15 protein-coding genes are annotated in these 25,550 nt (G+C 73.4%); 4 read left to right on the top strand and 11 right to left on the bottom strand.

What is annotated here, in order from left to right:
* Positions 1-13 precede the first annotated feature (13 nt).
* Together C593_RS0100560 and pta are read right to left on the bottom strand one after the other, a co-directional pair.
* Positions 14-1,285, bottom strand: a complete 1,272-nt coding sequence (locus tag C593_RS0100560; RefSeq protein ID WP_018845354.1) for an acetate kinase — start codon at positions 1,283-1,285, stop codon at positions 14-16.
* A complete protein-coding gene (pta, locus tag C593_RS28535; protein ID WP_051093565.1) occupies positions 1,282-3,441 on the bottom strand; it encodes a phosphate acetyltransferase in 2,160 nt (719 codons plus the stop codon). The genes C593_RS0100560 and pta overlap by 4 nt, the downstream gene beginning before the upstream one ends.
* Before the next feature lie 325 nt (positions 3,442-3,766).
* Between pta and C593_RS0100550 the strand changes: the two genes are divergently transcribed.
* Complete coding sequence (locus C593_RS0100550; RefSeq protein ID WP_018845352.1) at positions 3,767-4,792, top strand: ATP-dependent 6-phosphofructokinase; 1,026 nt, start codon at positions 3,767-3,769, stop codon at positions 4,790-4,792.
* A 176-nt stretch (positions 4,793-4,968) separates the two neighbouring features.
* Here the strand turns inward: C593_RS0100550 and C593_RS0100545 are convergent, their stop codons facing one another.
* The 3 genes from C593_RS0100545 to C593_RS0100535 form a co-directional block, all read right to left on the bottom strand.
* Positions 4,969-5,661 carry a helix-turn-helix domain-containing protein gene (locus C593_RS0100545; protein WP_018845351.1) on the bottom strand — a complete coding sequence of 231 codons (693 nt, stop codon included), beginning with the start codon at positions 5,659-5,661 and terminating at the stop codon, positions 4,969-4,971.
* Between the two features lie 199 nt (positions 5,662-5,860).
* Entirely contained in the window at positions 5,861-6,541 is a 681-nt protein-coding gene (locus C593_RS0100540; RefSeq protein WP_018845350.1) for a response regulator, read from the bottom strand.
* On the bottom strand, positions 6,538-8,457 hold the full coding sequence (locus tag C593_RS0100535; protein WP_018845349.1) for an ATP-binding protein: 1,920 nt from the start codon (positions 8,455-8,457) through the stop codon (positions 6,538-6,540). Before C593_RS0100535 ends, C593_RS0100540 begins: the two co-directional genes overlap by 4 nt.
* 207 nt (positions 8,458-8,664) lie before the next feature.
* On the opposite strand from C593_RS0100535, the gene C593_RS0100530 reads away from it, so the two are divergent.
* Positions 8,665-10,038, top strand: a complete 1,374-nt coding sequence (locus C593_RS0100530) for a C4-dicarboxylate transporter DctA (RefSeq protein ID WP_018845348.1) — start codon at positions 8,665-8,667, stop codon at positions 10,036-10,038.
* 222 nt (positions 10,039-10,260) lie between these two features.
* Here C593_RS0100530 and C593_RS0100525 read toward each other — a convergent pair whose 3' ends face one another.
* Entirely contained in the window at positions 10,261-11,700 is a 1,440-nt protein-coding gene (locus C593_RS0100525; RefSeq protein WP_018845347.1) for a WGR domain-containing protein, read from the bottom strand.
* 334 nt (positions 11,701-12,034) lie between these two features.
* Between C593_RS0100525 and C593_RS0100520 the strand changes: the two genes are divergently transcribed.
* Positions 12,035-14,320 (top strand): ATP-binding domain-containing protein, encoded by a 2,286-nt coding sequence (locus tag C593_RS0100520; protein WP_018845346.1) that lies wholly within the window; start codon positions 12,035-12,037, stop codon positions 14,318-14,320.
* Positions 14,321-14,467: 147 nt separating this feature from the next.
* Here the strand turns inward: C593_RS0100520 and glgB are convergent, their stop codons facing one another.
* The 5 genes from glgB to C593_RS0100495 form a co-directional block, all read right to left on the bottom strand.
* Positions 14,468-16,630, bottom strand: a complete 2,163-nt coding sequence (gene glgB / locus C593_RS0100515) for a 1,4-alpha-glucan branching enzyme (protein ID WP_026277221.1) — start codon at positions 16,628-16,630, stop codon at positions 14,468-14,470.
* A 1,073-nt stretch (positions 16,631-17,703) separates the two neighbouring features.
* Positions 17,704-19,080, bottom strand: a complete 1,377-nt coding sequence (locus C593_RS0100510) for a maltokinase N-terminal cap-like domain-containing protein (protein ID WP_018845344.1) — start codon at positions 19,078-19,080, stop codon at positions 17,704-17,706.
* 180 nt (positions 19,081-19,260) lie between these two features.
* A complete protein-coding gene (gene treS / locus C593_RS0100505; RefSeq protein ID WP_018845343.1) occupies positions 19,261-21,030 on the bottom strand; it encodes a maltose alpha-D-glucosyltransferase in 1,770 nt (589 codons plus the stop codon).
* Positions 21,027-23,024: an alpha-1,4-glucan--maltose-1-phosphate maltosyltransferase gene (locus C593_RS0100500; protein ID WP_018845342.1), complete on the bottom strand. Its 1,998-nt coding sequence runs from the start codon at positions 23,022-23,024 to the stop codon at positions 21,027-21,029. Before C593_RS0100500 ends, treS begins: the two co-directional genes overlap by 4 nt.
* Positions 23,025-23,362: 338 nt before the next feature.
* Positions 23,363-24,310, bottom strand: a complete 948-nt coding sequence (locus C593_RS0100495; protein WP_026277220.1) for an NmrA family NAD(P)-binding protein — start codon at positions 24,308-24,310, stop codon at positions 23,363-23,365.
* Positions 24,311-24,428: 118 nt separating this feature from the next.
* Here C593_RS0100495 and C593_RS0100490 point away from each other — a divergent pair, with 118 nt between their 5' ends.
* Positions 24,429-25,484, top strand: coding sequence for an AraC family transcriptional regulator (locus tag C593_RS0100490; protein WP_018845340.1), 1,056 nt, complete (start codon positions 24,429-24,431; stop codon positions 25,482-25,484).
* The last annotated feature ends 66 nt before the right edge of the window (positions 25,485-25,550 follow it).

Here is a 25,550-nt window from a genome sequence, read left to right as displayed (position 1 = left end):
GGCGGAGGGGTGCTCAGGCGTTCACTTCTCCGGTCCTTGGCTCCGGTCCGGATTCCTTCCCGGAATGCGCGGCGGTCTCCGGGTCCACCAGGGCAAAGGTCTGCCGGGCGATCTCCAGTTCCTCGTCCGTGGGCACCACGGCCACGGCCACCCGCGCGTGCTCCGGCGAGATCAGCCGCGCCCCGCCGGAGCGGACCTCGTTCAGCTCCGCGTCCACCGCGATGCCGAGTTCCTCCAGGCCGGCCACCGCGGCCGCCCGCACCGGCGCCGCGTTCTCGCCGACCCCGGCGGTGAACACCAGCGCGTCCACCCGGCCGAGGACCGCGTAGTAGGCGCCGATGTACTTCTTCAGCCGGTGCACGTAGACGTCGAACGCGAGGGCCGCCCGGTCGTCGCCCTCGTCGATCCGGCGGCGGATCTCCCGCATGTCGTTGTCGCCGCACAGGCCGACGAGTCCGCTCTTCTTGTTCAGCAGCACGTCGATCTCGTCGGCCGACATCCCCGCCACCCGCCTGAGGTGGAAGGTGACCGCCGGGTCGACGTCACCGGAGCGCGTACCCATCACCAGACCTTCCAAGGGGGTCAGTCCCATGGAGGTCTCCACACAGCGGCCGCCGCGCACCGCCGAGGCCGAGGCGCCGTTGCCGAGATGCAGCACGATGACGTTGACCTCGGAGGGGTCCTTGCCCAGCAGGGCCGCCGTCTCGCGGGAGACGTACGCGTGCGAGGTCCCGTGGAAACCGTAGCGGCGGATGCGGTGCGCGTCGGCCGTCTCCACGTCGATCGCGTACCGCGCCGCCGCCTGAGGGATCGTGGTGTGGAACGCCGTGTCGAAGACCGCGACCTGCGGCAGTCCGGGGCGCAGCGCCTGCGCGGTGCGGATGCCCGTCAGGTTCGCCGGGTTGTGCAGGGGCGCGAGCGGGACCAGCCGCTCGATCTCCGCCAGCACCTCCTCGCTCAGGACGGTGGGGGCGGTGAACCGCAGCCCGCCGTGCACCACCCGGTGCCCGATCGCGGCCAGTTCGGGGGAGTCCAGGCCGAGGCCGTCGTGCGTCAGCTCCTCGGCCACCGCCTTCAGCGCCGCGTCGTGGTCGGCGATCGCGCCGGAACGCTCCCGGGGCTCCGCGCCACCGCCGGAGAGCGGCCGGTGCACCAGACGCGAGGTCGCCTCCCCGATCCGCTCCACCAGGCCGACGGCCAGCCGCGAGGAGTCCCGCATGTCGAGCAGCTGGTACTTCAGCGAGGAGGAACCGGAGTTGAGGACGAGGACACGGGTGGCGGTCATGCGGTGGGCTCCTGGGCGGACGGCGACGCGGAGGGGGCGGACGGCGACGCGGAAGGGGCGGACGGCGGCACGGCCCGGGCGGACCGGGCGGGGTACTGGGCCTGGATCGCGGTGATCGCGACGGTGTTGACGATGTCGCTGACGAGCGCGCCCCGCGACAGGTCGTTGACGGGCTTGCGCAGACCCTGGAGGACCGGGCCCACGGCGACCGCGCCGGCCGAACGCTGCACCGCCTTGTACGTGTTGTTGCCGGTGTTGAGGTCCGGGAAGATCAGCACCGTCGCCCGGCCGGCCACCTCCGAGCCGGGCAGCTTCGTCGCCGCCACCGACGGCTCCACCGCCGCGTCGTACTGGATCGGCCCCTCGATCAGGAGGTCCGGCCGCGCCTCGCGCACCAGCTTGGTCGCCTCGCGCACCTTGTCCACGTCCGCGCCGGAGCCGGAGGTGCCCGTGGAGTAGGAGAGCATCGCGATCCGGGGCTCCACACCGAAGCGGGCGGCCGTCGCCGCCGACTGGATCGCGATGTCCGCGAGCTGCTCGGCGTCCGGGTCCGGGTTGACCGCGCAGTCGCCGTACACGAGCACCCGGTCGGCCAGGCACATGAAGAAGACCGAGGAGACGATCGACGCCTCCGGCTTGGTCTTGATGATCTCGAAGGCCGGGCGGATCGTGGCCGCCGTGGAGTGGACCGAGCCGGACACCATCCCGTCCGCCAGGCCCTCCTGCACCATCAGGGTGCCGAAGTAGTTGACGTCCGAGACCACGTCGTACGCCAGCTCCACCGTCACGCCCCGGTGCTTGCGCAGCTCCGCGTACCGCTCGGCGAAGCGCTGGCGCAGCTCGGAGGCGGCGGGGTCGACGAGCTGCGCGGCGGACAGGTCGACGCCCAGGTCGGCGGCCTTCTTGCGGATCTGCTCGGTGTCTCCGAGGAGGGTCAGGTCGCACACGTCCCGGCGCACCAGCACATCGGCCGCGCGCAGCACCCGCTCCTCGGTGCCCTCGGGCAGGACTACCCGGCGGCGCTCCGCGCGGGCCTGCTCCAGCAGGTCGTGCTCGAACATCATCGGCGTCACCCGGCCGCTGCGGGCCACCGCGAGCCGGGCCAGCAGGTCGGTCGTGTCGACATGTCGCTCGAAGACCCCGAGGGCGGTCTCCGCCTTGCGGGGCGTGGTGGCGTTCAACTTGCCTTCGAGGGAGAAGAGTTCGGCCGCCGTCGGGAAGCTGGTGCCGGTCACGGAGACGACCGGGGTGCCGGGGGCGAGACGGGCCGCCAGGGTCAGGACCTCGTCGCTGGGGCGCTCGTCCAGGGTCAGCAGCAGACCCGCGATGGGCGGGGTGCCGGCCGAGTGCGCGGCGAGGGCCCCGATGACCAGGTCGGCCCGGTCGCCGGGGGTGACCACCATGCAGCCGGGAGTCAGAGCGGGCAGGAAGCTGGGTAGCATCGCGCCGCCGAAGACGAAGTCCAGGGCGTCCCGGGCGAGCCCCGAGTCGTCGCCGAGCAGAACCGTGCCGCCGAGGGCGTGGGTGATCTGGGCGACCGTGGGGGCGGCGAGGGCGGGCTCGTCGGGGAGGACGTAGACGGGGACGGGGAGGCGGGCCGCGAGCCGCTCGGCTATGCCGTCGCGCTCCTGGGGGTTCACCCGGTTGGCGACCATGGCGAGGACGTTGCAGCCCAGGCCCGCGTAGGCGCGGAAGGCGTTGCGGGTCTCGGCGCGCACCGACTGCGGGGGCTGGACCTTGCCGCCGACGACCGCGATGAGCGAGGCGCCGAACTCGTTCGCCAGCCGTGCGTTGAGCGCCAGCTCGTCGGGGAGCTGGGTGCCCGCGTAGTCCGTGCCGAGGACGAGGACGACCTCGTACTCCCGGGCGACCGCGAGGAACCGTTCCACCAGACGGGAGACCAGCTCGTCGGTGCCCTTCTCGGCCTGGAGGGCGCCTGCCTCGTCGTAGTCCAGGCCGTAGACCGTGGCCGGGTCCTGGGAGAGCCGGTAGCGGGCCCGCAGCAGCTCGAAGAGGCGGTCCGGGCCGTCGTGGACCAGCGGGCGGAACACTCCCACCCGGTCCACCTGCCGGGTCAGGAGCTCCATGACCCCCAGTTCGACCACCTGCCGACCGTCGCCCCGGTCGATCCCGGTCACGTAAACGCTGCGCGTCACGCGTGCTCTCCCGTTCCTGTGTCGCTTCACCTGTGCAGTGGTGTGGCGTGGTTGTGGTGTGCCGTCGCGGTCCCGGCGGACCGCTGCCCGGAAGGACCCGGAGGAAGCCCGGAGGGCCGGGAGAGGGCAGGAGAAACCCGCCCGGAGCGGTGCCGCCCTCTTGACAGTACCCTCGCGGATGGGTAGGACGCCCGCCGGGAGGGGGCCGGGAGCGGAGGGGTCCGCGGGGTTCCGCCGGTGGCTCAGGAAGCGCGGTGCCCGCCTCGGCCGTGGGACAATCGGACCCGAGCTCACACGTTCGGCGACGGGCAGGAGAGACGGCACGATGCGCATCGGAGTCCTCACCGCGGGCGGCGACTGCCCGGGTCTGAACGCGGTCATCCGCTCGGTCGTGCACCGCGCGCTGACCGGTCACGGCGACGAGGTCATCGGCTTCGAGGACGGGTTCAGAGGGCTGCTCGACGGCCACTACCGCCCCCTCGACCTCAACGCCGTGGGCGGCATCCTGGCCCGCGGCGGCACCATCCTCGGCTCCACCCGCCTCGAGCGCGGCCGGCTGCGCGAAGCCGCCGAGAACGCGGCCGAGTTGGCGCAGCGCCACGGCATCGACGCCCTCATCCCCATCGGCGGCGAGGGCACCCTGACCGCCTCCCGCATCCTCGCCGAGGCCGGACTCCCGGTCGTCGGGGTGCCGAAGACCATCGACAACGACATCTCCTCCACCGACCGCACCTTCGGCTTCGACACGGCCGTCATGGTCGCCACCGAGGCGATCGACCGGCTCAAGACCACCGCCGAGTCCCACCAGCGGGTGATGGTGGTGGAGGTCATGGGCCGGCACGCGGGCTGGATCGCCCTGGAGTCCGGGATGGCGGGCGGCGCCCACGGCATCTGCCTGCCGGAACGGCCCTTCCAGGTCGACGACCTGGTCAAGATGGTCGAGGAACGCTTCGCGCGCGGCAAGAAGTTCGCCGTGGTCTGCGTCGCCGAGGGCGCCCACCCGGCCGAGGGCTCCATGGAGTACGCCAAGGGCGAGATCGACCAGTTCGGGCACGAGCGCTTCCAGGGCATCGGCAACCGGCTCGCCGCCGAGCTGGAGCAGCGCCTCGGCAAGGAGGCGAAGCCGGTCATCCTCGGCCATGTCCAGCGCGGCGGCACGCCGACCGCGTACGACCGGGTCCTCGCGACCCGCTTCGGCTGGCACGCGGTGGAGGCCGCGCACCGGGGCGAGTTCGGGATGATGACGGCCCTGCGCGGCACGGACATCGTGATGGTGCCGCTGGCGGAGGCGGTGACCCGGCTCAAGACCGTGCCGGAGGACCGGATGTACGAGGCGGAGTCCGTCTTCTAGCGGCCGTCGCGCGTTCCGGTTTCTCCGGGTCTCGCCGGGCGGGTCCGGAACGGGTCAGGTCGGCACGGTTCAGATCGGAACGGTTCAGGTCGGGCCTCGCAGGCCCCGGCCGGTTCGGGTCGGGACGGTTCAGGCGTGTTCGGGAAGGACCTGGGCCGGATCCGGTTCGGGCCGCTTCAGGTCGGGCCCGGACGGCCCTCGGCCAGGGACCAGAAGTGGTCCACGATCCGGTCCAGCAGGTCGCGGCCCGCCCCGCCGGTGTCCTCGGTGGCGTCGCCCCAGCTCAGGGTGGCCACCATGCGCGACTGGTAGTCCGCGTGCAGACGCTGGAGAACCTGCTCCACCGTCTCCCGGCCCAGGGGCACCATCCGGGACACCGGCCGGACGTACGCCTGCCAGCGCGCCGCGACCGCCGAGCGCAGCAGTTCGGCGAGCTGCTCGTCCCGTCCGGTCGCCGCCATCAGGGCGCGCGGGGTGAGCTGGAGGGCCTCGGCGAGGGCGGCGGTCTGGCGCTCGTTGCCCCGCCAGCGGCCGGTGTCCTCCATCCGCCCGTACGAGGAGGCGTCCAGGCCCACCCGCCGGGCGAAGTCCTCACGGGTCCAGCCCCGGGCGATGCGGTGCTCGCGCAAGGTCGTCGCGGCGGCGAGGAGTTCGGCGGGGGAGCACCACAGGACGCCCGCGAGCGCGGTCAGCTCACGGGTGTCGGGCGTGCTCACCCCCCGCTCCCACGCCACGACGGTCTCCGGGGTGGCGGGGAGGCCGTACTGCGCACGCAGACCGTAGGCGACGTGGACCGGGGCCATGCCGAGGGCTTCGCGCAGACGGCGCGCGGCCAGGGCGTTGAAGGGCGGGGAAGGGCTGGGCTGCACGCGGGTCACCGTAGGCGCGCGGAGGGGGCGGCGACTACGGTGCGTTCCTCCGGAGTCACCCTTCGGAGAAACATATGAAGTGATCATTCGCCGGATTCGGGCGGAACGCTCCGACCAATGGGGTGCGGGCCGGACGCGGGTGGCCTGCCGGCGGCCGGGCGGCAGCCGGACCGGGCGGTCCTCCGCGCGCGCCCGGGGGTCAGCGGCGTGAGCTGAGCCAGCGGTAGTGGAGTTCCGGCCGCCCGACCTGCCCGTACTGCGGCGCCCGCACCGCCCGGCCCGCCGTCACCAGGTGCTCCAGATAACGGCGGGCCGTGATCCGGGAGATGCCCACCGAGCCGGCCGCCTCGGTCGCGGTCAGCCCCTCCGCCGACTCCCGCAGGGTCCGGGTCACGGCTTCCAGGGTCGGTGCGCTCAGACCCTTGGGGAGGGCGCTCTCCGCACGCGGCGCCCGCAGGGCGGACAGGGCGCGGTCCACCTCGTCCTGGCCGCTTGCCTCCCCGGCGGCCGCCCGGAACTCCGCGTACCGGTCCAGGCGGTCCCGCAGGGTCGCGAAGGTGAACGGCTTGAGGACGTACTGCACCACCCCGAGGGACACGCCCTCGCGGACCACCGCCAGATCACGGGCCGAGGTCACGGCGATCACATCGGCCGAGTGCCCGGCCGCGCGCAGCGAGCGGACCAGCTGGAGGCCGTGGCCGTCCGGCAGGTACAGGTCGAGCAGCAGCAGGTCCACGTCCGCACGCTCCAGGGTGCGCACGGCCGCCGCCCGCGAGTGGACGGTGCCGACGACGGAGAAGCCGGCGACCCGGCCCACGTAGAGCGCGTGCGCGTCCGCCGCGACGGGGTCGTCCTCCACGACGAGGACTCGGATGGTCATGCGCGGCTCTCCACGGGGCTGGCCGGACCGGATGCGTCGGCCCTGGTCAGCGGCAGGCGCACGGTGAACTCGGCGCCGCCGTCCGGGCCACGGCCCAGTGTGACGCTCCCGTGCCCCCGGCGCACCGCCTGCCGCACGAGAGCCAGCCCGATGCCCCGGCCGGGGCCGTGGGTGGACCAGCCGCGCCGGAAGACGTCCTCGGCGCGGTCCGGGTCGACGCCGGGCCCGCTGTCCGCGACACGGAGCAGCAGCTCGTCGCCCTCGGCGCGCAGGGTGACGGTGACCCGGGCCCGGGACCGGGCGCCGCCGGGCGGGGGCGGGGCGACCCGCAGCGCGGCCACGTCGTCGTCGGCGGCCGGCCGGGCGGAGGGCAGGGACGGCACGGACGCGCCGGGCGGCCTGGACGTGCCGGGCGCCGTGGACGCCCCGGACCTGCCGGGCGGCCTGGACGGGCCGGGGGCGGGGCCCTCCGCCGCAGGGGCGGCCTCCTCCGCCGCAGAGGCTCCCTCCGCCGTGGGTGCCCGGTGCGCCGGGTCGGGCAGGTCGGTCGGAGCACCGCCGGTGCCCGGCGCGTCCGCCGGGCCCACCGGCGTCCCGCTCGCCGCGTCCACCGCGTTGTCGATCAGGTTGCCGAGGATCGTCACCAGGTCGCGCGGCGGCAGGGAGGCCGGCAGGACCGGGTCGTCGATGCCGCTCTCCTCCGCGAGGACCAGCTCCACGCCCCGCTCGTTCGCCTGCGCCGCCTTGCCCAGCAGCAGCGCCGCGAGGACGGGCTCGGCCACCGCCCCCACCACCCGGTCGGTCAGCACCTGGGCGAGTTCCAGCTCCGCCGTGGCGAACTCCACCGCCTCCTCGACCCGCCCCAGCTCGATCAGGGACACCACCGTGTGCAGCCGGTTGGCCGCCTCGTGCGCCTGGGAGCGCAGGGCCTGGGTGAAGCCGCGCTCCGAGTCCAGCTCACCGGAGAGGGACTGGAGTTCGGTGTGGTCCCGCAGGGTGACGACCGTGCCGCGCTGCTCGCCGCCGACGACCGGCCGGGTGTTGACCACGACCACGCGGTCCGCCGTCAGATGCACCTCGTCCACCCGCGGCTCGGACGCCAGCAGCGCCCCCGTGAGCGGCGCGGGCAGCCCCAGGCCGGCCACCGGGCGGCCGACCGCGTCCTCGCCGAGGCCGAGGAGTTCCCGTGCCCCGTCGTTGGCCAGCGCGATCCGCCGGGCGCCGTCCAGCATGACCAGCCCCTCGCGGACGGCGTGCAGCGCGGCCTGGTGGTAGTCGTGCATCCGGCCCAGCTCGGCGGCGTTCATCCCATGGGTGTGGCGGCGCAGCCGGGCGTTGATCACATAGGTGCCCAGGCCGCCGAGGGCCAGGGCCCCGCCCGCGACCACGAGCAGGGCGGTGACCTGCTCCCGCACCTGCGCGGTGATCGCCTTCACCGTGATGCCGGCGCTGACGATGCCGACGATCGGCCCGTCCGCGCCGTCCCGCACGGGCGCGACCGTGCGCACGGAGAGCCCGAGGGTGCCCTCGTACTGCTCGCTGAACACCTCGCCCCGCAGCGCCGGCCCGATGTGTCCGAGGTAGGTCTGACCTATCCGGTCCGGCTGCGGATGGGTCCAGCGCCGGCCGCGCGGGTCCATGATCACGACGAAGTCCATGGAGGCCCCCTCGCGCAGCGACTCCGCGTACGGCTGGAGAGCCGCCGAGGGGTCGTCCGAGCGGGCGGCCTCGACGACCGAGGGCGAGCGTGCGGCGGCGACGGCCGTGGACGTGGTCTGGAGCCGGGCCGACTCCTCGGCCTGGGCCTGGTCCGTGAGGTAGGCGAACAGCGCACAGCCCGCGACGATCGCGGCGACCAGCACGACCTGCATCGCGAAGAGCTGGCCCGCGAGGCTGCGGGGGAGGGGTGGGCGCATGCGGGCCAGTCTGCCTGGCCGGATTCGTCCGCCGGAATCCCGTGGACGCGACCGGTCCGCCACGGTCCGCCACCATCCGGGCCGGTCCACCGGGGTTCCGCGCTTTTGTGTGAACGAAACGAACGCAACGGTGACCGGGGTCACAGGGTCGTGGATAGTCACGGGCATCCATCGGGACATGGACGCGCAACGAACGAGGAGGCACCCGTGGCCACTGGGACCGGCAGGCGGGACCGTACCCACTATCTGTACATCGCAGTCATCGCTGCGGTGGTGCTCGGCATCGCCGTGGGGTTCGCCGCCCCGGGGGTCGCCGTCGAGCTGAAGCCGATCGGTACCGGCTTCGTGAACCTGATCAAGATGATGATCTCGCCCATCATCTTCTGCACGATCGTGCTGGGCATCGGCTCGGTACGGAAGGCGGCGAAGGTCGGCGCGGTGGGCGGTCTCGCCCTCGGCTACTTCCTCGTCATGTCGACCGTCGCCCTGGCCATCGGCCTGCTCGTCGGCAACCTGCTGGAGCCCGGCTCCGGCCTGCACCTGACCGAGGCCGCGCGTGAGGCGGGCGCCAAGCAGGCGGAGGGCGCGGGCGAGAGCACCACGGACTTCCTGCTGGGCATCATCCCGACCACACTGGTCTCCGCCTTCACCGAGGGCGAGGTCCTCCAGACGCTGCTGGTCGCGCTGTTCGCGGGCTTCGCGCTCCAGGCGATGGGCTCGGCCGGCGAGCCGATCCTGCGGGGCATCGGCCACATCCAGCGCCTGGTCTTCCGCATCCTCGGCATGATCATGTGGGCGGCCCCGGTCGGTGCGTTCGGCGCGATCGCGGCGGTGGTCGGCGAGACCGGCCTGGACGCGCTGAAGTCGCTCGCGGTCATCATGATCGGCTTCTACGTCACCTGCGCGCTCTTCGTCTTCGTGGTCCTCGGGCTGCTGCTGCGGCTGGTGGCCGGGATCAACCTGCTCTCGCTGCTGAAGTACCTGGGCCGGGAGTTCCTGCTGATCGTCTCCACCTCCTCCTCGGAGTCGGCCCTGCCGCGGCTGATCGCGAAGATGGAGCACATGGGCGTCAGCAAGCCGGTGGTGGGCATCACCGTGCCGACGGGCTACTCCTTCAACCTGGACGGCACCGCGATCTACCTGACGATGGCCTCCCTCTTCATCGCCAACGCGACGGGCGACCCGCTGACCGCGGGGGAGCAGATCTCGCTGCTGGTCTTCATGATCATCGCCTCCAAGGGTGCGGCCGGGGTCACCGGCGCGGGCCTGGCGACCCTGGCGGGCGGGCTCCAGTCGCACCGGCCCGAGCTGGTGGACGGCGTGGGCCTGATCGTCGGCATCGACCGCTTCATGAGCGAGGCGCGCGCCCTGACGAACTTCGCGGGCAACGCGGTGGCGACCGTGCTGGTCGGCACCTGGACCAAGGAGATCGACAAGGAGCGGGCCGCGCAGGTCCTCGCGGGCACGGTGCCCTTCGACGAGCGGACCCTGGTGGACGACCACGGGCCCGCGACGCGCGAGGACGAGGCATCGGAGCTGCCGCAGCCGCGCGACGACGAGCGCGAGCCGGTCAAGGTCTGAGCCGGGACGGCGGGGCCGTGCCGGGCGCACCCCGGTACGGCCCCCGCCCCGCCCCCCGGCACGACCCCCCGACCCGGCCGACCGTGGGCCACGGCCACGGCCATGGCCACGGAAGGCCCGAGGGCGTTCGGCCGACGCCCCCGTGCCCGGCCGCCCCGGGGCCCGCCGCGGTCACCCGGACGGGTCGCGGGACGAGCGGGCCCCGGCGTCCGTCCGGCGGCCTCAGACCAGTCGGCGTATCTCCCCGCGCACCCGGTAGAAGCCGGACTCCGCGGCGTGCAGCGCGTCGACCACATAGCGGGCGCCGGGCTCCCGGATGCCGCGGGGGAACTGCACGTTCCACGAGCGGTCGTAGCCCTCGGACACCACATGGACCCGCATCCGGCTGCCCGCCTGGACGCACTCGACCACCACCCCGCCCGCCGGCGCCTCGCTGACCACGGCCACCGCCGCGGCGGACGCGGCCGGGGTGTACGTCGGCAGCGCGGCGGCGGACTTGACGTCCCGGGCGACCGGGACGGTGCCCTGCTGGGCGGCCGCGACGGCGGTCTCGCTCGCGTCCACGCAGACCAGTGAGCCGTCCGTGGTGACCATGTACAGCTTCTCGTCCCGGAACTGCATCGACAGCGCCGAGCCCCCGCCCGTGCCCAGCTTCCACAGCCGGGTGCCGTCGGCGGCGAAGCAGTACACGGAGGACGAGGAGTCACCCGCGAACACATGGCGGCCGTCGGCGGAGGTGGCGCAGGAGTACACCGCGGCGTCGCAGCGGTACGTCGCCTCGACCGCGCCACTCGCCTTGGAGAGCCGCTGGACGACGTGGCGGGCGGTCCCCGCGTAGACCGCGTGGTCCTCCTGCCAGCCGAAGAGCACCCCGCCGGCGGTGGCCGTGTGCCACAACTCGCCGCCGCCGTCCGGGGCGTAGGCCGTCACACCGCGCGAGTGCCCGTGGTAGACCGCGCGTTCGTCGGCGCGCACCATCCACGCCTGGTTCCCCGCGGACCGGCGGGCCCACTGGTACTCGTCCTCGTGGTCGATGACGGTCAGCCCGCCGTCGGCGTCGGAGACGGTGAGCACGCCCTCCCGGATGTCCAGCCAGAAGATGTCCACGTCGGCGGCGATGTCGTAGGCGGCGAAGGGGAGCTTGGACGACAGGTCGTACACCTTGCCGTCGTCGCAGCCCGCGTAGATCCAGAAGTCGTCCGCGACCAGGCACTTGACGCCGTCCGGCAGCGAGTACCGGGCCAGCACCTCGCCGCCGTGGCTGAGGGTGTACACGTCCCCGGCCTGGTTGCCCACCCAGCAGCGGTCCTCGTCGATGTGGATGCCGAAGGCGGCCGAGCCGGTGCGGAACCGCCACAGCACCGGCGCGGTGGAACGCGCGGTGGACGGGGCGGAGGCGACCTGGCGGCGGGTCACCGCGCGGGCGGCGCGCTGCCCCTGGACCGCGGGCGCGTACCCCTTGCGGACCTTCTCCCCTATCTTCTTCGCCGCCGCGGCCTGCGCCTTCTGTGCGGTCGGGAACGACGACGTCTGGAGCTGCCCGGCGGCGCCGATGCGCCCGTAGCGCACCGAGACGACCGTCCCCTCCACGGTCACCTCGTAGAACTTGTGCGCGCCCCCGCCGTCCTGCGACAGCTCCAGATACGTCGTCGTGCGAGACATGGCAGACCTCTCCCCCAGGACCGAACCGGCAGTCCTGCGCTGCCCGTTCCCACTGCTCCACACAGTAGGAGGCCCCACTGACAGCGGACCGGGCCGGCGGACGGGGGCGCCGGGCGGAGGGAGGCCGGCGGTCGACGTCCCGGACGGTCCGGACGGGCGCCGGGCCCGGAGGGGCGCGGGGCACGAAAAAACCCCGACCGAATTGACGGGCGGGGGGCGGGATTGCGTATATTGATTGTTTGCCTCTGTCCGGACTCAATGTCCGGTCGGCGATGGGGAAGTTATTCACTGGTGGCACCATATCGCGTCAGGAGCTGAATTGTCAAACGAGGAATTGCGGGACGAGCAGCAATTCGTCGCCCGGCTCTACGAGCGTCTCGACGCTCTCCGGGAGCAGGCCGAGCACGCCGTCTCCGCGACGATGGGCCAGGTCACCACCGGTCGGCAGGCCCGGATCGAGCGCGATGTCGGGGTCGCCGAGTACAGCGGCCGGCTCGCCGCGCTGTACGCGGTCGAGAACGGTCTCTGTTTCGGCAGGATCGATCACCGGGGCGGTGCCCGGCATCACATCGGCCGAATCGGAATGCGCGCCGACGACGAAAGCCGCACGCCTCTCCTGATCGACTGGCGGGCCCCCGTCGCCCGTCCCTTTTACCTCGCCACCGGATACGAGACGATGGGGCTGAGCCGCCGCCGGCACCTCACCACCAGGGACCGGACCGTCACCGCGCTGCACGACGAGATCCTGGACCTCGCCGACACCACCCGCACCGGGCACGAGTCGCACGACGCCGACGAGGTGCTGCTCGCCGCCCTCGGCGCCGCCCGCACCGGGCGGATGGCCGACATCGTGCGCACCATCCAGGCCGAGCAGGACCGGATCATCCGCGCGCCCCGCCACGGCGTCCTGGTCGTCGAGGGCGGCCCCGGTACCGGGAAGACCGCCGTCGCCCTGCACCGGGCCGCCTATCTCCTCTACGCGGACCGGGAACAGCTCGCCCGCCGCGCGGTGCTGATCGTCGGCCCCAACCCGGCCTTCCTCGGCTACATCGGCGAGGTGCTGCCCTCCCTCGGCGAGACGGGGGTGCTGCTCGCCACCCCCGGCGAGCTGTTCCCCGGTGTGCGCGCCCGTGGCGCCGACACGCCGCGCGCCGCCGCCGTCAAGGGCGGGGCCGCGATGGCGGACGTCCTCGCCCGCGCCGTCGCCGACCGGCAGACCCTCCCCGAGACCCTCCCCGCCGGCACGGGCGAGGAGAGCGGCGAACTCCCCGAACCCGCCCTGGAGATCGACCACGAGGACTACGGCACCCTCCTGCTGCACCGCGAGATGGCCCACGAGGCGCGCGACCGCGCCCGGGCAACCGGGCTGCCGCACAACCTGGCCCGCCCCCACTTCGCCTTCCGGATCATCGACGCCCTCACCGAACAGCTCACCGACCGCCTGGGCGCCGACCCCTACGGCGGCGGGAACCTCCTCGGGCCCGACGACGTCGCCCAGCTCGGCAAGGAGATCGCCACCAGCGACACCGTGCACGCCGCGATCGACGAACTGTGGCCGCCGCTCACCCCGCAGCGCCTCGTCGCCGACCTGCTCGCCGACCCGGACCCCTATCTGCCGCCCGCCGACGCCGACGCGGTGCGCCGCACCGGCGGCGCGTGGACGCCCGCCGACGTGCCCCTCCTCGACGAGGCGGCCGAACTCCTCGGCCACGACGACAGCGCGGCCCGCGCCGCCGCCGAGGCCGAACGCCAGGACCGGATCGCCTACGCCCAGGGCGTGCTGGAGCTCTCCCACGGCTCGGAGACCTATGAGTTCGAGGACGAGGAGTCCGAGGTCCTCGCCGCGCACGACGTCATCGACGCCGAGCGGATGGCCGAACGCCACGAGGAGGCCGACCACCGCTCGGCTGCCGAACGCGCAGCCGCCGACCGGACCTGGGCCTTCGGGCACATCATCGTCGACGAGGCGCAGGAACTGTCCCCGATGGCCTGGCGGCTGCTGATGCGCCGCTGCCCGACCCGCTCCATGACCCTGGTCGGGGACCCGGCGCAGACCGGGGACGAGGCGGGCTGCGGGTCCTGGGAGGCGATCCTCGGACCGTATGTGGAGGACCGCTGGGAGCACACCCGGCTGGGCGTCAACTACCGCACCCCCAGCGAGATCATGGACCTGGCCGCCCGGGTGCGGCGGGAGACGGACCCGGACTTCGAGCCGCCGCGGTCCGTGCGCTCGACCGGCACCGAGCCGTGGGAGCGGACCGTGGCGCCGGGGGAGCTGGCCCGCACGGTGGCCGGGGCGGCCCGGAAGGCGGCCGCGCCGGGTGCGGTCGAGGGGCCTGGGCAGGGGCAGGGGCAGGGGCGGACCGCGGTGATCGCGCCCGCCGCCCTCCATCCGGAGCTGGCCGCCGAACTGCCGGAGGTGACCGCGGGCGAGGAGCCGGACCTCACCCGGTCCGTGGTGCTGCTCGACCCGAAGGGGGCCAAGGGGCTGGAGTTCGACACCGTGATCGTCGTGGAGCCGGAGCTGATCCGCACCGGCTCGGCGCAGGGTGTGAACGACCTCTATGTGGCATACACCAGGGCCACGCAGCGGCTCGGTGTGGTGCGCACCCAGGGGTGAGACCGGGACGACGGTGAGACCGGGACGGGGGGTGAGACCGCGACAGGGGTGCAACCGGGACAGGGGAAGGCCCGGGACAGGGGAAGGCCCGAGACGGGGGTGGGGCCGGAACACATGTGTTCCGGCCCCACCCCCGTCCGCGACGGCTCAGGCCGGCCGCAGCCAGACCGTCGCCAGCGGTGGCAGGGTCAGGGCAACCGAGGTCCGCCGGCCGTGCGCCTCCACCGGCTCGGCCTTCACCGGGTCCGCGTTCAGCACCCCCGACCCGCCGAAGCGCTCCTCGTCCGTGTTGAGGACCTCCGTCCACACCGGCACCGACGGCGGCACCCCCAGCCGGTAGTCGTGCCGCACGACCGGCGAGAAGTTGGTGACCGCCAGCAGCGGGGCGCCCGCGCGGTCGAAGCGGAGGAAGCTGAAGACGTTGTCCTCGGCCGCCCCGCCGTCCACCCAGGCGAAGCCGTCCGGCACGGTGTCCTGCTCCCACAGCGCGGGAGTGGCGCCGTAGACCGTGTTCAGCTCCCGCACCAGGTCCCGCACACCCCGGTGGTCCGGCTCCGCCGCGTACGACGGGTCCAGCAGCCACCAGTCGGGGCCGTGGCCCTCGGACCACTCGGCGCCCTGGGCGAACTCCTGTCCCATAAACAGGAGTTGCTTGCCGGGGTGGGCCCACATGAAGCCCAGGTAGGCGCGGTGGTTGGCGCGCTGCTGCCACCAGTCGCCGGGCATCTTGCTCACCAGGGCGCGCTTGCCGTGCACCACCTCGTCGTGCGAGATCGGCAGTACGTAGTTCTCGCTGTAGGCGTACACCATGGAGAAGGTCATCTCGTTGTGGTGGAAGCGCCGGTGCACGGGCTCGTGCTCCACATAGCCGAGGGAGTCGTGCATCCAGCCCATGTTCCACTTCAGGCCGAAGCCGAGACCGCCGTGGTGGGTGGCCCGGGTCACCCCGTCCCAGGCGGTGGACTCCTCGGCGATGGTGACCACACCGGGGTTGCGCCGGTAGACGGTGGCGTTCATCTCCTGGAGGAACGAGACCGCGTCCAGGTTCTCCCGGCCGCCGAACTCGTTGGGCGACCACTGGCCGTCCTCGCGCGAGTAGTCCAGATAGAGCATCGAGGCGACGGCGTCCACCCGCAGGCCGTCGATGTGGAACTCCTCGCACCAGTACGTGGCGTTGGCGACCAGGAAGTTCCGTACCTCCTTGCGGCCGTAGTCGAACTCCAGGGTCCCCCAGTCCGGGTGGGCCGCGCGCTGCGGGTCGGCGTGCTCGTACAGCGGCCGGCCGTCGAACTCGGCGAGCGCCCAGTCGTCGCGCGGGAAGTGGGCCGGCACCCAGTCGACGAGAACGCCGATGCCCGCGCGGTGCAGGCTGTCCACCAGGTGGCGGAAGTCGTCCGGGGTGCCCATCCGGGAGGTCGGCGCGTAGAAGCCGGTGACCTGGTAGCCCCAGGAGCCGCCGAAGGGGTGCTCGGCGACCGGCATGAACTCCACGTGGGTGAAGCCGAGGTCACTGACGTAGCGGGGGAGCTGTTCGGCGAGCTGGCGGTAGGTCAGACCGGGCCGCCAGGAGGGGAGGTGCACCTCGTAGACGGAGAACGGGGCTTCGTGGACGGGACGTTCGGCACGCCGGGCCATCCAGTCCTGGTCCCGCCACTCGTGGTGGGAGACGGTGACGACCGAGGCGTTGGCCGGGGGGACCTCGGTACGGCGGGCCATCGGGTCCGCGCGGACGGTGTGCGAGCCGTCGGGGCGGGCGATCTCGAACTTGTACAGCGCGCCGTCCCCGACGCCCGGCACGAACAGCTCCCACACACCCGTCGCGCCGAGCGAGCGCATCGGGAAGCCGGTGCCGTCCCAGTAGTTGAAGTCGCCGACCACGCGTACGCCGCGGGCGTCGGGGGCCCAGACGGTGAAACGGGTGCCGGTGACGCCCTGGTGCGTCATGGGGTGCGAGCCGAGCGCGCGCCACAGCTCCTCGTGCCGTCCCTCGCCGATCAGATGCAGGTCCAGATCGCCGAGCGCGGGCAGGAAGCGGTACGGGTCCTCGGTCTCGAATCCGTCCGGGTGGTCCGGGTAGGCGACCAGCAGCCGGTACTCCGGGACGGCGCGGAGCGGCAGTACGCCCGAGAACAGGCCGTCGCCCTCGGCGTTCAGCTCGGTGCGCAGCCCCTTGGCGAGGATCGTGACCCCCGTCGCGTACGGGCGCAGGACGCGGATCTGGACGCCGCCGCGCACCAGGTGGGCGCCGAGCAGCCCGTGCGGGTCGTGGTGCGAGCCGCCGAGCAGCCGCCCGCGGTCCTCGTGACTCAGGGGGCCGGCGGCGCGGAGGCCGCGGGGCCGGGGAGCGGCGGCGGGCTTGCGTCCGCCGCCGGTGCGTCCGGTGCGTCCCGTGCCGCCGGTGCCGCCGGGCACGGAACCGCCGCCGGATGCGGGGGGCGTGGCGGCGGGGGCGCTCGGCGCACCGCCGGATGCGGTGGACGTGGCGGCGCGGGCGGCGCCGGCCTCGGTACGCGCGGTCGTACCGGTCGCCGATCCGGCCCCGACGCCCGTCTCGGCCGGGCGGGCCGGTGCGGGCCGGGTCGCCTTGCGCGCCGGCCCGGTACCCGCGCTCGCGGCGAGGGCCGCGGTCTCCTCCGCGGCGGGCTGCGCCTGCGTGGGCACCTCGGCGGCCCGCCCCGCGCCCGCGCCGAGCGCGTGCTCCTCCGGGGCGGCGGGCGGCACGACCGCCTCGTCGGCGGGGCCGGGTACGGTGCTGCTCGCCGACGCGGTCGCGTCCCGCGCGCCGTCCTGCGCGTCAACGGCTGCGCCGGACCGCTTCCGGGTCCGCCGGGAGGTCCGGCCCGCGCCGGGGGCGACGTCAGGCGCGTCCGCCGGGTCGGAGACGGTGCGGCGTGCCGCGACCGGGCCGTGCCCCTGCCCGGCGTCGGCCGCCTGCGCGGTGACGGCTTCGCCGGCCCGCTTCGCGCCCTGCCCGGCGGGCTCGGCCGGGGCCGCCTCCGCCTCCGGCAGCGCTGTCTGCCCGGCCGCGGTCGTACCGGACCCCTTCCGGGTCCGCCCGGAGCGGGGTTTCGTCTCGCCGGCCGGAGTGGCGGGCGGGGCCGCCGCCGGCGCGGACGCCCCCGCGCCCCCGTCCGCCGCCTTGCGGGTGCGGCGGGCGGGCTTGCGGGGTGCGGGGCGCGGGGTGCCCTCCGGGTCCCGGCCCGCCTGGGTGGTGTCCGCCGGCTCCGCGGGGCCCGGGGCGGGGTCGGGCGTGGGCGGCTGCGGGGCGGTGGGGTCGGACGTGCCGCGGGACGGGGGAGTGCGACGGGGGGTCACGGTTCGGCCTCCTGGGGCGCGAGTTGCGGGGCGTTCGGGGGCGGGTCGGGGTCCGGGAAACAGACGGGTCAGTCGAGCGACGCCAGCCGCTCGATGGCCGCCATCGGAACCGGCAGCCAGTCCGGACGGTGCCGGGCCTCGTACACCGCCTCGTACACCGCCTTGTCGGTCTCGTACGCGCGCAGCAGCTCCGGCTCTTCGCGCGGGTCGGCGCCGGAGGTCCGCGCGTAACCCGCGCAGTACGCGTCGCGGCACGCCTGGGCCCAGGCCGGGTTCCAGGGGCGGTGGGTACGGGCCGCGTAGTCGAAGGAGCGGAGCATTCCGGCGACGTCGCGGACGGCGGGCTGGGGGCGGGCCCGCTCGGTCAGCGGGCGGGTCGGTTCGCCCTCGAAGTCGATGACCGACCAGGGCGTCTCGCGGGGGCCGCGCAGTATCTGGCCGAGGTGCAGGTCCCCGTGCACCCGCTGCGCGGCCCAGATCCGGCCGCGCCGCCCCAGGGCGGCCACGGCGTCGAACGCGGTCCGCAGCCGGGGTGCGTACGGCTGGAGGGCCGGCACCGTGCGGGCCGCCGCCTCCAGCCGGGACGCCATCTGCGCGGCGAGCTGCTCCGCCTGACCGCCGCTCAGCTTGACCACCGGCAGCGCGTCGGCGAGCGCGGTGTGCACCTCGGCGGTGACACCGCCCAGTTCACGCGCCTCGGTCCGGAAGGAGTCGCCCGAGGCCAGGGCTTCCAGGGCGAGGACCCAGCCGTCCCGGGACCCGCGCAGGAACGGCTGGAGCACCCCCAGGGTGAAAGGTTCCGGCGTGGCGGCCCGGTACCAGGCGACCGGGGCGGGCACCCGCTCGCATCCGGCGCGGGCCAGCGCGAGCGGCAGTTCCAGGTCCGGGTTGCGCCCGGGGTGGAGGCGGCGGAAGACCTTGAGGATGTACGTGTCGCCGTACACCAGCGAGGAGTTGGACTGCTCCGCGCCCAGCGGTCTCGGCGCCAGCCCGCCGGGGACGGCCGGCGCCCCGTCGAAGCGCTCGAAATGCAGGGGGCCGAGGGTGCCCGGGGTGCGCAGCCGCTCCAGCAGGAGGGCCGCGAGCCGGGGGTCGTGGGTCCCCTCGTAGAGGGTGAGCCCGTCCAGCGGGCCCCCGCCGACCCGCCCGATGAGGGCGTGCGCCAGAGCGGGCGGCAGGGTTTTCCGTGTCCCGACGAGGAGTTGGTAGCAGTCGCCGGTGGATCCGGCGGGCTGGTCCGGCTGCCGGACCCCGACGAGCAGGTGCAGCAGGCCCGGTCCCGGGCCGCGGGCGGGCAGGAGTTCGGTGGCCGAGACGAGGGTGAAGCCGGTGAGGGCGGAGCCCTTCCCCGCGAACCACCTCTGCTGGGGCAGCCAGGGGCGCAGCAGCGGTGCGAGGGAGGGAAGCAGAGCGAGCGGAGCCTGGATCGATGCAGCCTCCGACATGGGCATCGCGTCCTTTCCCCGGGTACACCACGAATGCGCAAAGTGTCCCGGATTGCAGCGGTTGCTGTCCGGCGGCGCGCGGGGATGAGGTGGAGAGTGCCCGGTGCGGGGCGACGGAAACCGCCCCGCCGGAGCAAGGGCGCCTTTCGGACGATCGGCGCCCCCGCTCCCGACGGACGGTCAGGCCGGTGCCGCCCCCGTGCCGCCCGTGCCCCGCGCGTCGCCCGTCGCCGTGCCCGGCGGCAGGCCGGGCGCGGCGTCCTTGCGCAGGCGGAACCAGTAGAAGCCGTGCCCGGCGAGGGTGAGCAGATACGGCCACTGGCCGATCGCGGGGAAACGGACCCCGCCGATCAGCTCCACCGGGTGGCGCCCGGCGAAGGTGCGCAGATCCAGCTCGGTCGGCTGCGCGAACCGCGAGAAGTTGTGCACGCAGAGCACCAGGTCGTCCTGGTACTCGCGCAGAAAGGCCAGCACCGCCGGGTTGGACGAGGGCAGTTCCGTGTAGGAGCCGAGACCGAAGGCCGGATTCTGCTTGCGGATCTCGATCATCCGGCGGGTCCAGTGCAGCAGCGACGACGGCGAGGACATCGACGCCTCGACATTGGTGACCTGGTAGCCGTAGACCGGGTCCATGATCGTCGGCAGATAGAGCCGGCCCGGGTCGCTGGAGGAGAACCCGGCGTTCCGGTCGGGCGTCCACTGCATCGGGGTGCGCACCGCGTCCCGGTCGCCCAGCCAGATGTTGTCGCCCATGCCGATCTCGTCCCCGTAGTAGAGGATCGGGGAGCCGGGCAGGGAGAGCAGCAGGGCGGTGAACAGCTCGATCTGGTTGCGGTCGTTGTCGAGCAGTGGGGCGAGCCGCCTGCGGATGCCGATGTTGGCCCGCATCCGCGGGTCCTTGGCGTACTCCGCGTACATGTAGTCGCGTTCTTCGTCCGTGACCATCTCGAGGGTCAGCTCGTCGTGGTTGCGCAGGAAGATGCCCCACTGGCAGTTCTGCGGGATGGCCGGGGTCTTGGCCAGGATCTCGGAGACCGGGTAGCGGGACTCGCGGCGCACCGCCATGAAGATGCGCGGCATGACCGGGAAGTGGAACGCCATGTGGCACTCGTCGCCGCCGGACGGGTAGTCGCCGAAGTAGTCGACGACGTCCTCGGGCCACTGGTTCGCCTCGGCCAGCAGGACCGTGTCCGGGTAGTGGGCGTCGATCTCCTTGCGGACCCGCTTCAGGAACGAGTGGGTGCGCGGCAGGTTCTCGCAGTTGGTCCCCTCCTCCTGGTAGAGGTACGGGACCGCGTCGAGCCGGAAGCCGTCGATGCCGAGGTCCAGCCAGAACCGCAGGGCGGAGATGATCTCCTCCTGCACCGCCGGGTTCTCGTAGTTGAGGTCGGGCTGGTGGGAGAAGAACCGGTGCCAGTAGTACTGCTTGCGTACCGGGTCGAAGGTCCAGTTGGACGACTCGGTGTCCACGAAGATGATGCGGGCGTCCTGGTACTGCTTGTCGTCGTTCGCCCAGACGTAGTAGTCGCCGTAGGGCCCGTCCGGGTCGCTGCGGGACTGCTGGAACCACTCGTGCTGGTCGCTCGTGTGGTTCATGACGAAGTCGATGATGACGCGCATGCCGCGCTGGTGCGCCGCGTCGACGAACTCCACGAAGTCGGCCAGGTCGCCGAACTCCGGGAGCACCGAGGTGTAGTCGGCGACGTCGTAACCGCCGTCGCGCAGCGGGGACTTGAAGAAGGGCGGCAGCCACAGGCAGTCCACGCCCAGCCACTGCAGATAGTCCAGCTTGGCGGTGATGCCCTTCAGGTCGCCGATGCCGTCGCCGTTGCTGTCCTGGAAGGAGCGGACCAGGACCTCGTAGAAGACGGCCCGCTTGAACCAGTCGGGGTCGCGGTCGCGGGCGGGGGTGTCCTCGAAGGTGTCGGGGACGGGCTCGTTGACGATCATGATGTGGGTGACCCTCCGGTCTGCGGGGTGGGTCGCAGGGTGACGATGTGCGCGGGCGTGACACCCGGTTCCAGGCGCACATAGGTGGCCCTGCCCCAGTGATAGGTCTCGCCGGTGAGCTCGTCGCGCACCGGTACGGTCTCGTGTTCTTCGAACCCGAGTCTCGGCATGTCCAACGAGACCGTCGCCTCCTGGGTGTGGTGGGGGTCGAGGTTCGCCACGACGAGCACGACATCCGTTCCGGACCGCTTGGAGTAGGCGATCACCGCGTCGTTGTCGGCGTGGTGGAAGTGGATGTCGCGCAGCTGCTGGAGCGCGGGGTGGCGGCGCCGCAGCCGGTTCAGCCGGGTGATCAGCGGGGTGATGGTGCGGCCCTCGCGTTCGGCCGACTCCCAGTCACGGGGCCGCAGTTCGTACTTCTCCGAGCCGAGGTACTCCTCGCTGCCGGGCCGCACGGCGGTGTTCTCGCACAGCTCGTAGCCCGCGTAGACGCCCCAGGACGGGGAGAGGGTCGCCGCGAGGACGGCCCGGGTCTCGAAGGCCGGGCGGCCGCCGTTCTGGAGGTAGGCGTGCAGGATGTCCGGGGTGTTCACGAAGAAGTTGGGCCGCATGACGGAGGCGGAGTCCCCGGCCAGCTCCGTGACGTACTCGGTCAGTTCGTGCTTGGTGTTCCGCCAGGTGAAGTAGGTGTACGACTGCTGGAAGCCGACGGCGGCCAGGGTGCGCATCATCGCCGGGCGGGTGAACGCCTCCGCCAGGAAGAGGACGTCCGGGTCGGCGGCGTTGATCTCCCCGATCACCCGCTCCCAGAACACCACCGGCTTGGTGTGCGGGTTGTCGACGCGGAAGACGCGCACCCCGCGGTCCATCCAGAAGCGCAGGATCCGTACGGTCTCCGCGACCAGCCCGGGCATGTCGGCGTCGAAGGCGATCGGGTAGATGTCCTGGTACTTCTTCGGCGGGTTCTCCGCGTACGCGATGGTGCCGTCGGCCCGGTGGTGGAACCACTCCGGGTGTTCCTTCACCCAGGGGTGGTCCGGGGAGCACTGGAGGGCGAAGTCGAGCGCGACCTCCATGCGCAGCGAGCGCGCGGCGCGCACGAAGTGGTCGAAGTCGGCGAGGGTGCCGAGATCCGGGTGGACGGCGTCGTGGCCGCCGTCGGCCGAGCCGATCGCCCAGGGTACGCCGACGTCCTCGGGCCCGGCGGTCAGGGAGTTGTTCCGGCCCTTGCGGTGGGTGGTGCCGATGGGGTGGATCGGCGGCAGGTACACCACGTCGAAGCCCATGGCCGCGACGGCGGGCAGGCGCTCGGCGGCGGTGCGGAAGGTGCCGGAGACGGGCGGTGCGCCCTCCTCGACGACCGCGCCCTCGGAGCGCGGGAACAGCTCGTACCAGGAGCCGTACAGGGCGCGCCGGCGCTCCACCCGCAGCGGCAGTCCGGCCGAGGAGCTGACCAGTTCGCGCAGCGGGTGGCGGCCGAGTGCCGCGGCCGCCGCGGCCGAACGGGCGGCGGCGAGCCGGTCGGCGGGGGAGCGGTCGGTGTCGCGCAGGGCGTCCGCGACGGCGAGGACGGACTCCCGGCCGTCCTTCTTGGGGACGCCGGCCGCCGCGCGCTCGTACAGCGCGGCGCCCTCGGCGAGGACGAGTTCGGTGTCCGCGCCGGCCGGGATCTTGATTCCGGCGTGGTGGTGCCAGGTGGCGACGGGGTCGCTCCACGCCTCGACCGTGTACGTCCAGTCGCCCTCGGTCTCCGGGGTGACGAAGGCCCCCCAGCGGTCGGTGCCCGGGGCGAGTTCCCGCATCGGGGTGAAGGGGCCCGGGCGGCCCTTCGGGTCGCGCAGCACCACATTGGCGGCGACCGCGTCATGGCCCTCGCGGAACACGGTGGCGGTGACCTCGAAGGTCTCACCCGCCACCGCTTTCGCGGGCCGTCTGCCGCAGTCGACGAGCGGGCGTACGTCCAGGACGGGGATACGGCCAATGAGCGAGTTCACAACATCACCTGGGGGCTGTGCGGACAGGGCGGGTCGAGCACGAAGGCGTGAAATGCGCGGTGTGTGTCTAATTTGTAACTGCTCGGCAGGTGGCTGGCCGGGTGCGGGCATGTCGGCTCCAGTCCGCGTTCACTCGGGTGGACGGAACGGATGCGATCGGGGGCGTGCTCGCGTGCGTACCGGATGAGCCTTCCCCCGGCTCCCCGGGGAGCAATCCGGCTATGTGTTAACTACTCGGGCGTAGCGGCCCGCACAAGACACACGAAAAAGGACCGGCCGTCACATGGACGGAACCGGCCCTTCCCCGCGGCCCCGTATACGGCCGCTCCTCATGTCGCTCAGGCGGATTCCGCCGTCCGGGCGGATGCCCCCGACCACACCTGCCACGGCTGGCGCGCCACCCACTCCTCCACCGGGGCCGGCTCCACGGCCAGCGCCTTCGTCCAGGCGCCGCCGTCGTCGGCCATCAGACCGGGCTCCGTGCCGCTCGCCATGCAGTGGTAGATTCCGGCCACTCCTCGCGCCGTCTCCGGTCCGGCGATCTGGGCGAGCGCCCGCTCGAAGACGTCCGGTTCGAGTGCCCGGTACTCCACCGTGCGCCCCAGCCCGCGCCCGAACGCCTCCGCGAGCTCGGCGCCCGTGAGGGCCTGCGCGCCCCCGATGTCGAACGTGCGCCCCCCGGCCCCCTCGGCGGTGAGCGCCGCCGCCACGGCCCGGGCCAGATCGGTGTGGGAGAGCCAGGCGGCCCGGCAGCCGGCCGGCAGCGGGTACGCGAGCACGCCCTCGTCCACCAGGGCCGGCCCGTTCCACGGGCTGAAGAGGTTGTCCAGATAGACCGGCGGGCGCAGCACCACCAGCTCCGTGCCGCTGTCCGCGAGGCCCTCCCGCAGGACGGTCTCCACCAGCCGCCGGGTCTCGAACGCGGCCAGGCGCGTGGTCCGCTCCGGGACGCGGGTGTTGGCGTTGTAGACGACCCGCTCCAGCCGGGCCCCGCGCGCGGCCTTGGCGATGTGCTGAGCGTAGCGCATCACCTTCTCCGCCTCGTACACCAGCGGCATCGTCACGGCGGCGTGCGTCGCGCCCTCCAGCAGGCGGCGCACGTCCTCCTGGCGGCCCAGGTCGCCGTCCGCCACGAGGACCCCCGGCAGGGCGGGGCGCTCCGCCTCGGGCCGCCGGCTGATGGTGCGCACCCGGTGGCCCAGGCCGGCCAGCAGCCGGGCCGTCGCGCCGCCCTGGTGACCCGTCGCCCCCACCACGGCGACGCGCATCGGAATGTGATCGGACATGAGTGTGAAACGCCCTTCGATAAGGTGTGCGTGTTGCCGCGAGCGGCTGTTCCAGGCTCGCGGGGGCGAGTTCGGCCGATCAATTAACAATCCGGGGCGGGGGTTGAAGGATCGTCCAATGGAACGACCACCGGGACCGACCCACAGCGAGCGCGGCCGCGACGACCGGGGCGCGCGCGGCCAGGGCGCGCACGACCGTGACGCGCGCGACGGCGAACGCGGGCGCGACCACGAGCGCGACCGTGAGGACCTGCTGAGCGAACTGCTCAAGCCGCTGCGTCTCACCGGCGTCTTCGACAGCCGCTGGTACGTGCGCGCACCGTGGGCCATCGAGGGGGACTCCGAACAGAGCTGCGCCGTGCTCCACTTCCTCACCGAGGGCGGCTGCTGGATCACCGCGGAGGGCCATGCGCCCGTCGAGCTGCACGAGGGCGACCTCGCCCTCTTCCCCACCGGCACGGCGCACCGCCTCGCCGACCGCCCCGACCGCCGGGGCGTCTCCCTCGCCGCCGTGCTGCCCGAACGCACCCCCGGCACCTCGGGGGAGATCCGCATCGAGGGCGACGGCCCGGTCAGCCGGCTGCTCTGCGCGGGACTCCACTACGACGAGAGCGCGGCCGGCAACCTCTACAAGGCCCTTCCCTGGGCCCTGGTCCTGGACCGCTCCCAGATCGACCGGGAACCGCTGCTCCGCGACACCCTGCGGCTGCTCGCCACCACCGACCGGCCCGTCGGCCCGGGGGACCGCCTGATCACCCTGCGCGCCTTCGAGATGGCCCTGGTCCTCGCGCTGCGGCCGCTGCTGAGCGAACTGGCCGACAAACCGGCCGCGTTGCCGGTCCTCGGGCACCCCGGCATCAGCAAGGCGATGGTCATCGTGGCCACCCGGTTCGCCGAGCCGTGGACCATCGAGTCCCTCGCCCGCGAGGTCGGCATGTCCCGTTCCGCGTTCACCGCCGCCTTCCGCGAGCTCGTCGGCGAGGCGCCCGCGCGGCACCTGACCGGCCGGCGGATGCAGGAGGCGGCCCGGCTGCTCGACGAGACCGTGCTGCCGCAGTCGGCCGTCCCCGGCCGGGTCGGCTACCAGAGCGCGGTCGGCTTCCATCTCGCCTTCCGCAAGTGGTACGGCATGACGCCCGGCGAGTACCGCAACCGGGGCGCGTCCGCCGCATGACTGGCCGGTTCTTAAGGACCGCTGGACGGTCGTTCATTGCCGGGCGCCGCCGGGGCCCTGTTGGCT

This window comes from Streptomyces sp. CNT372 (assembly GCF_000377145.1).
This window is presented reverse-complemented; position numbering and strand designations above follow the sequence as displayed.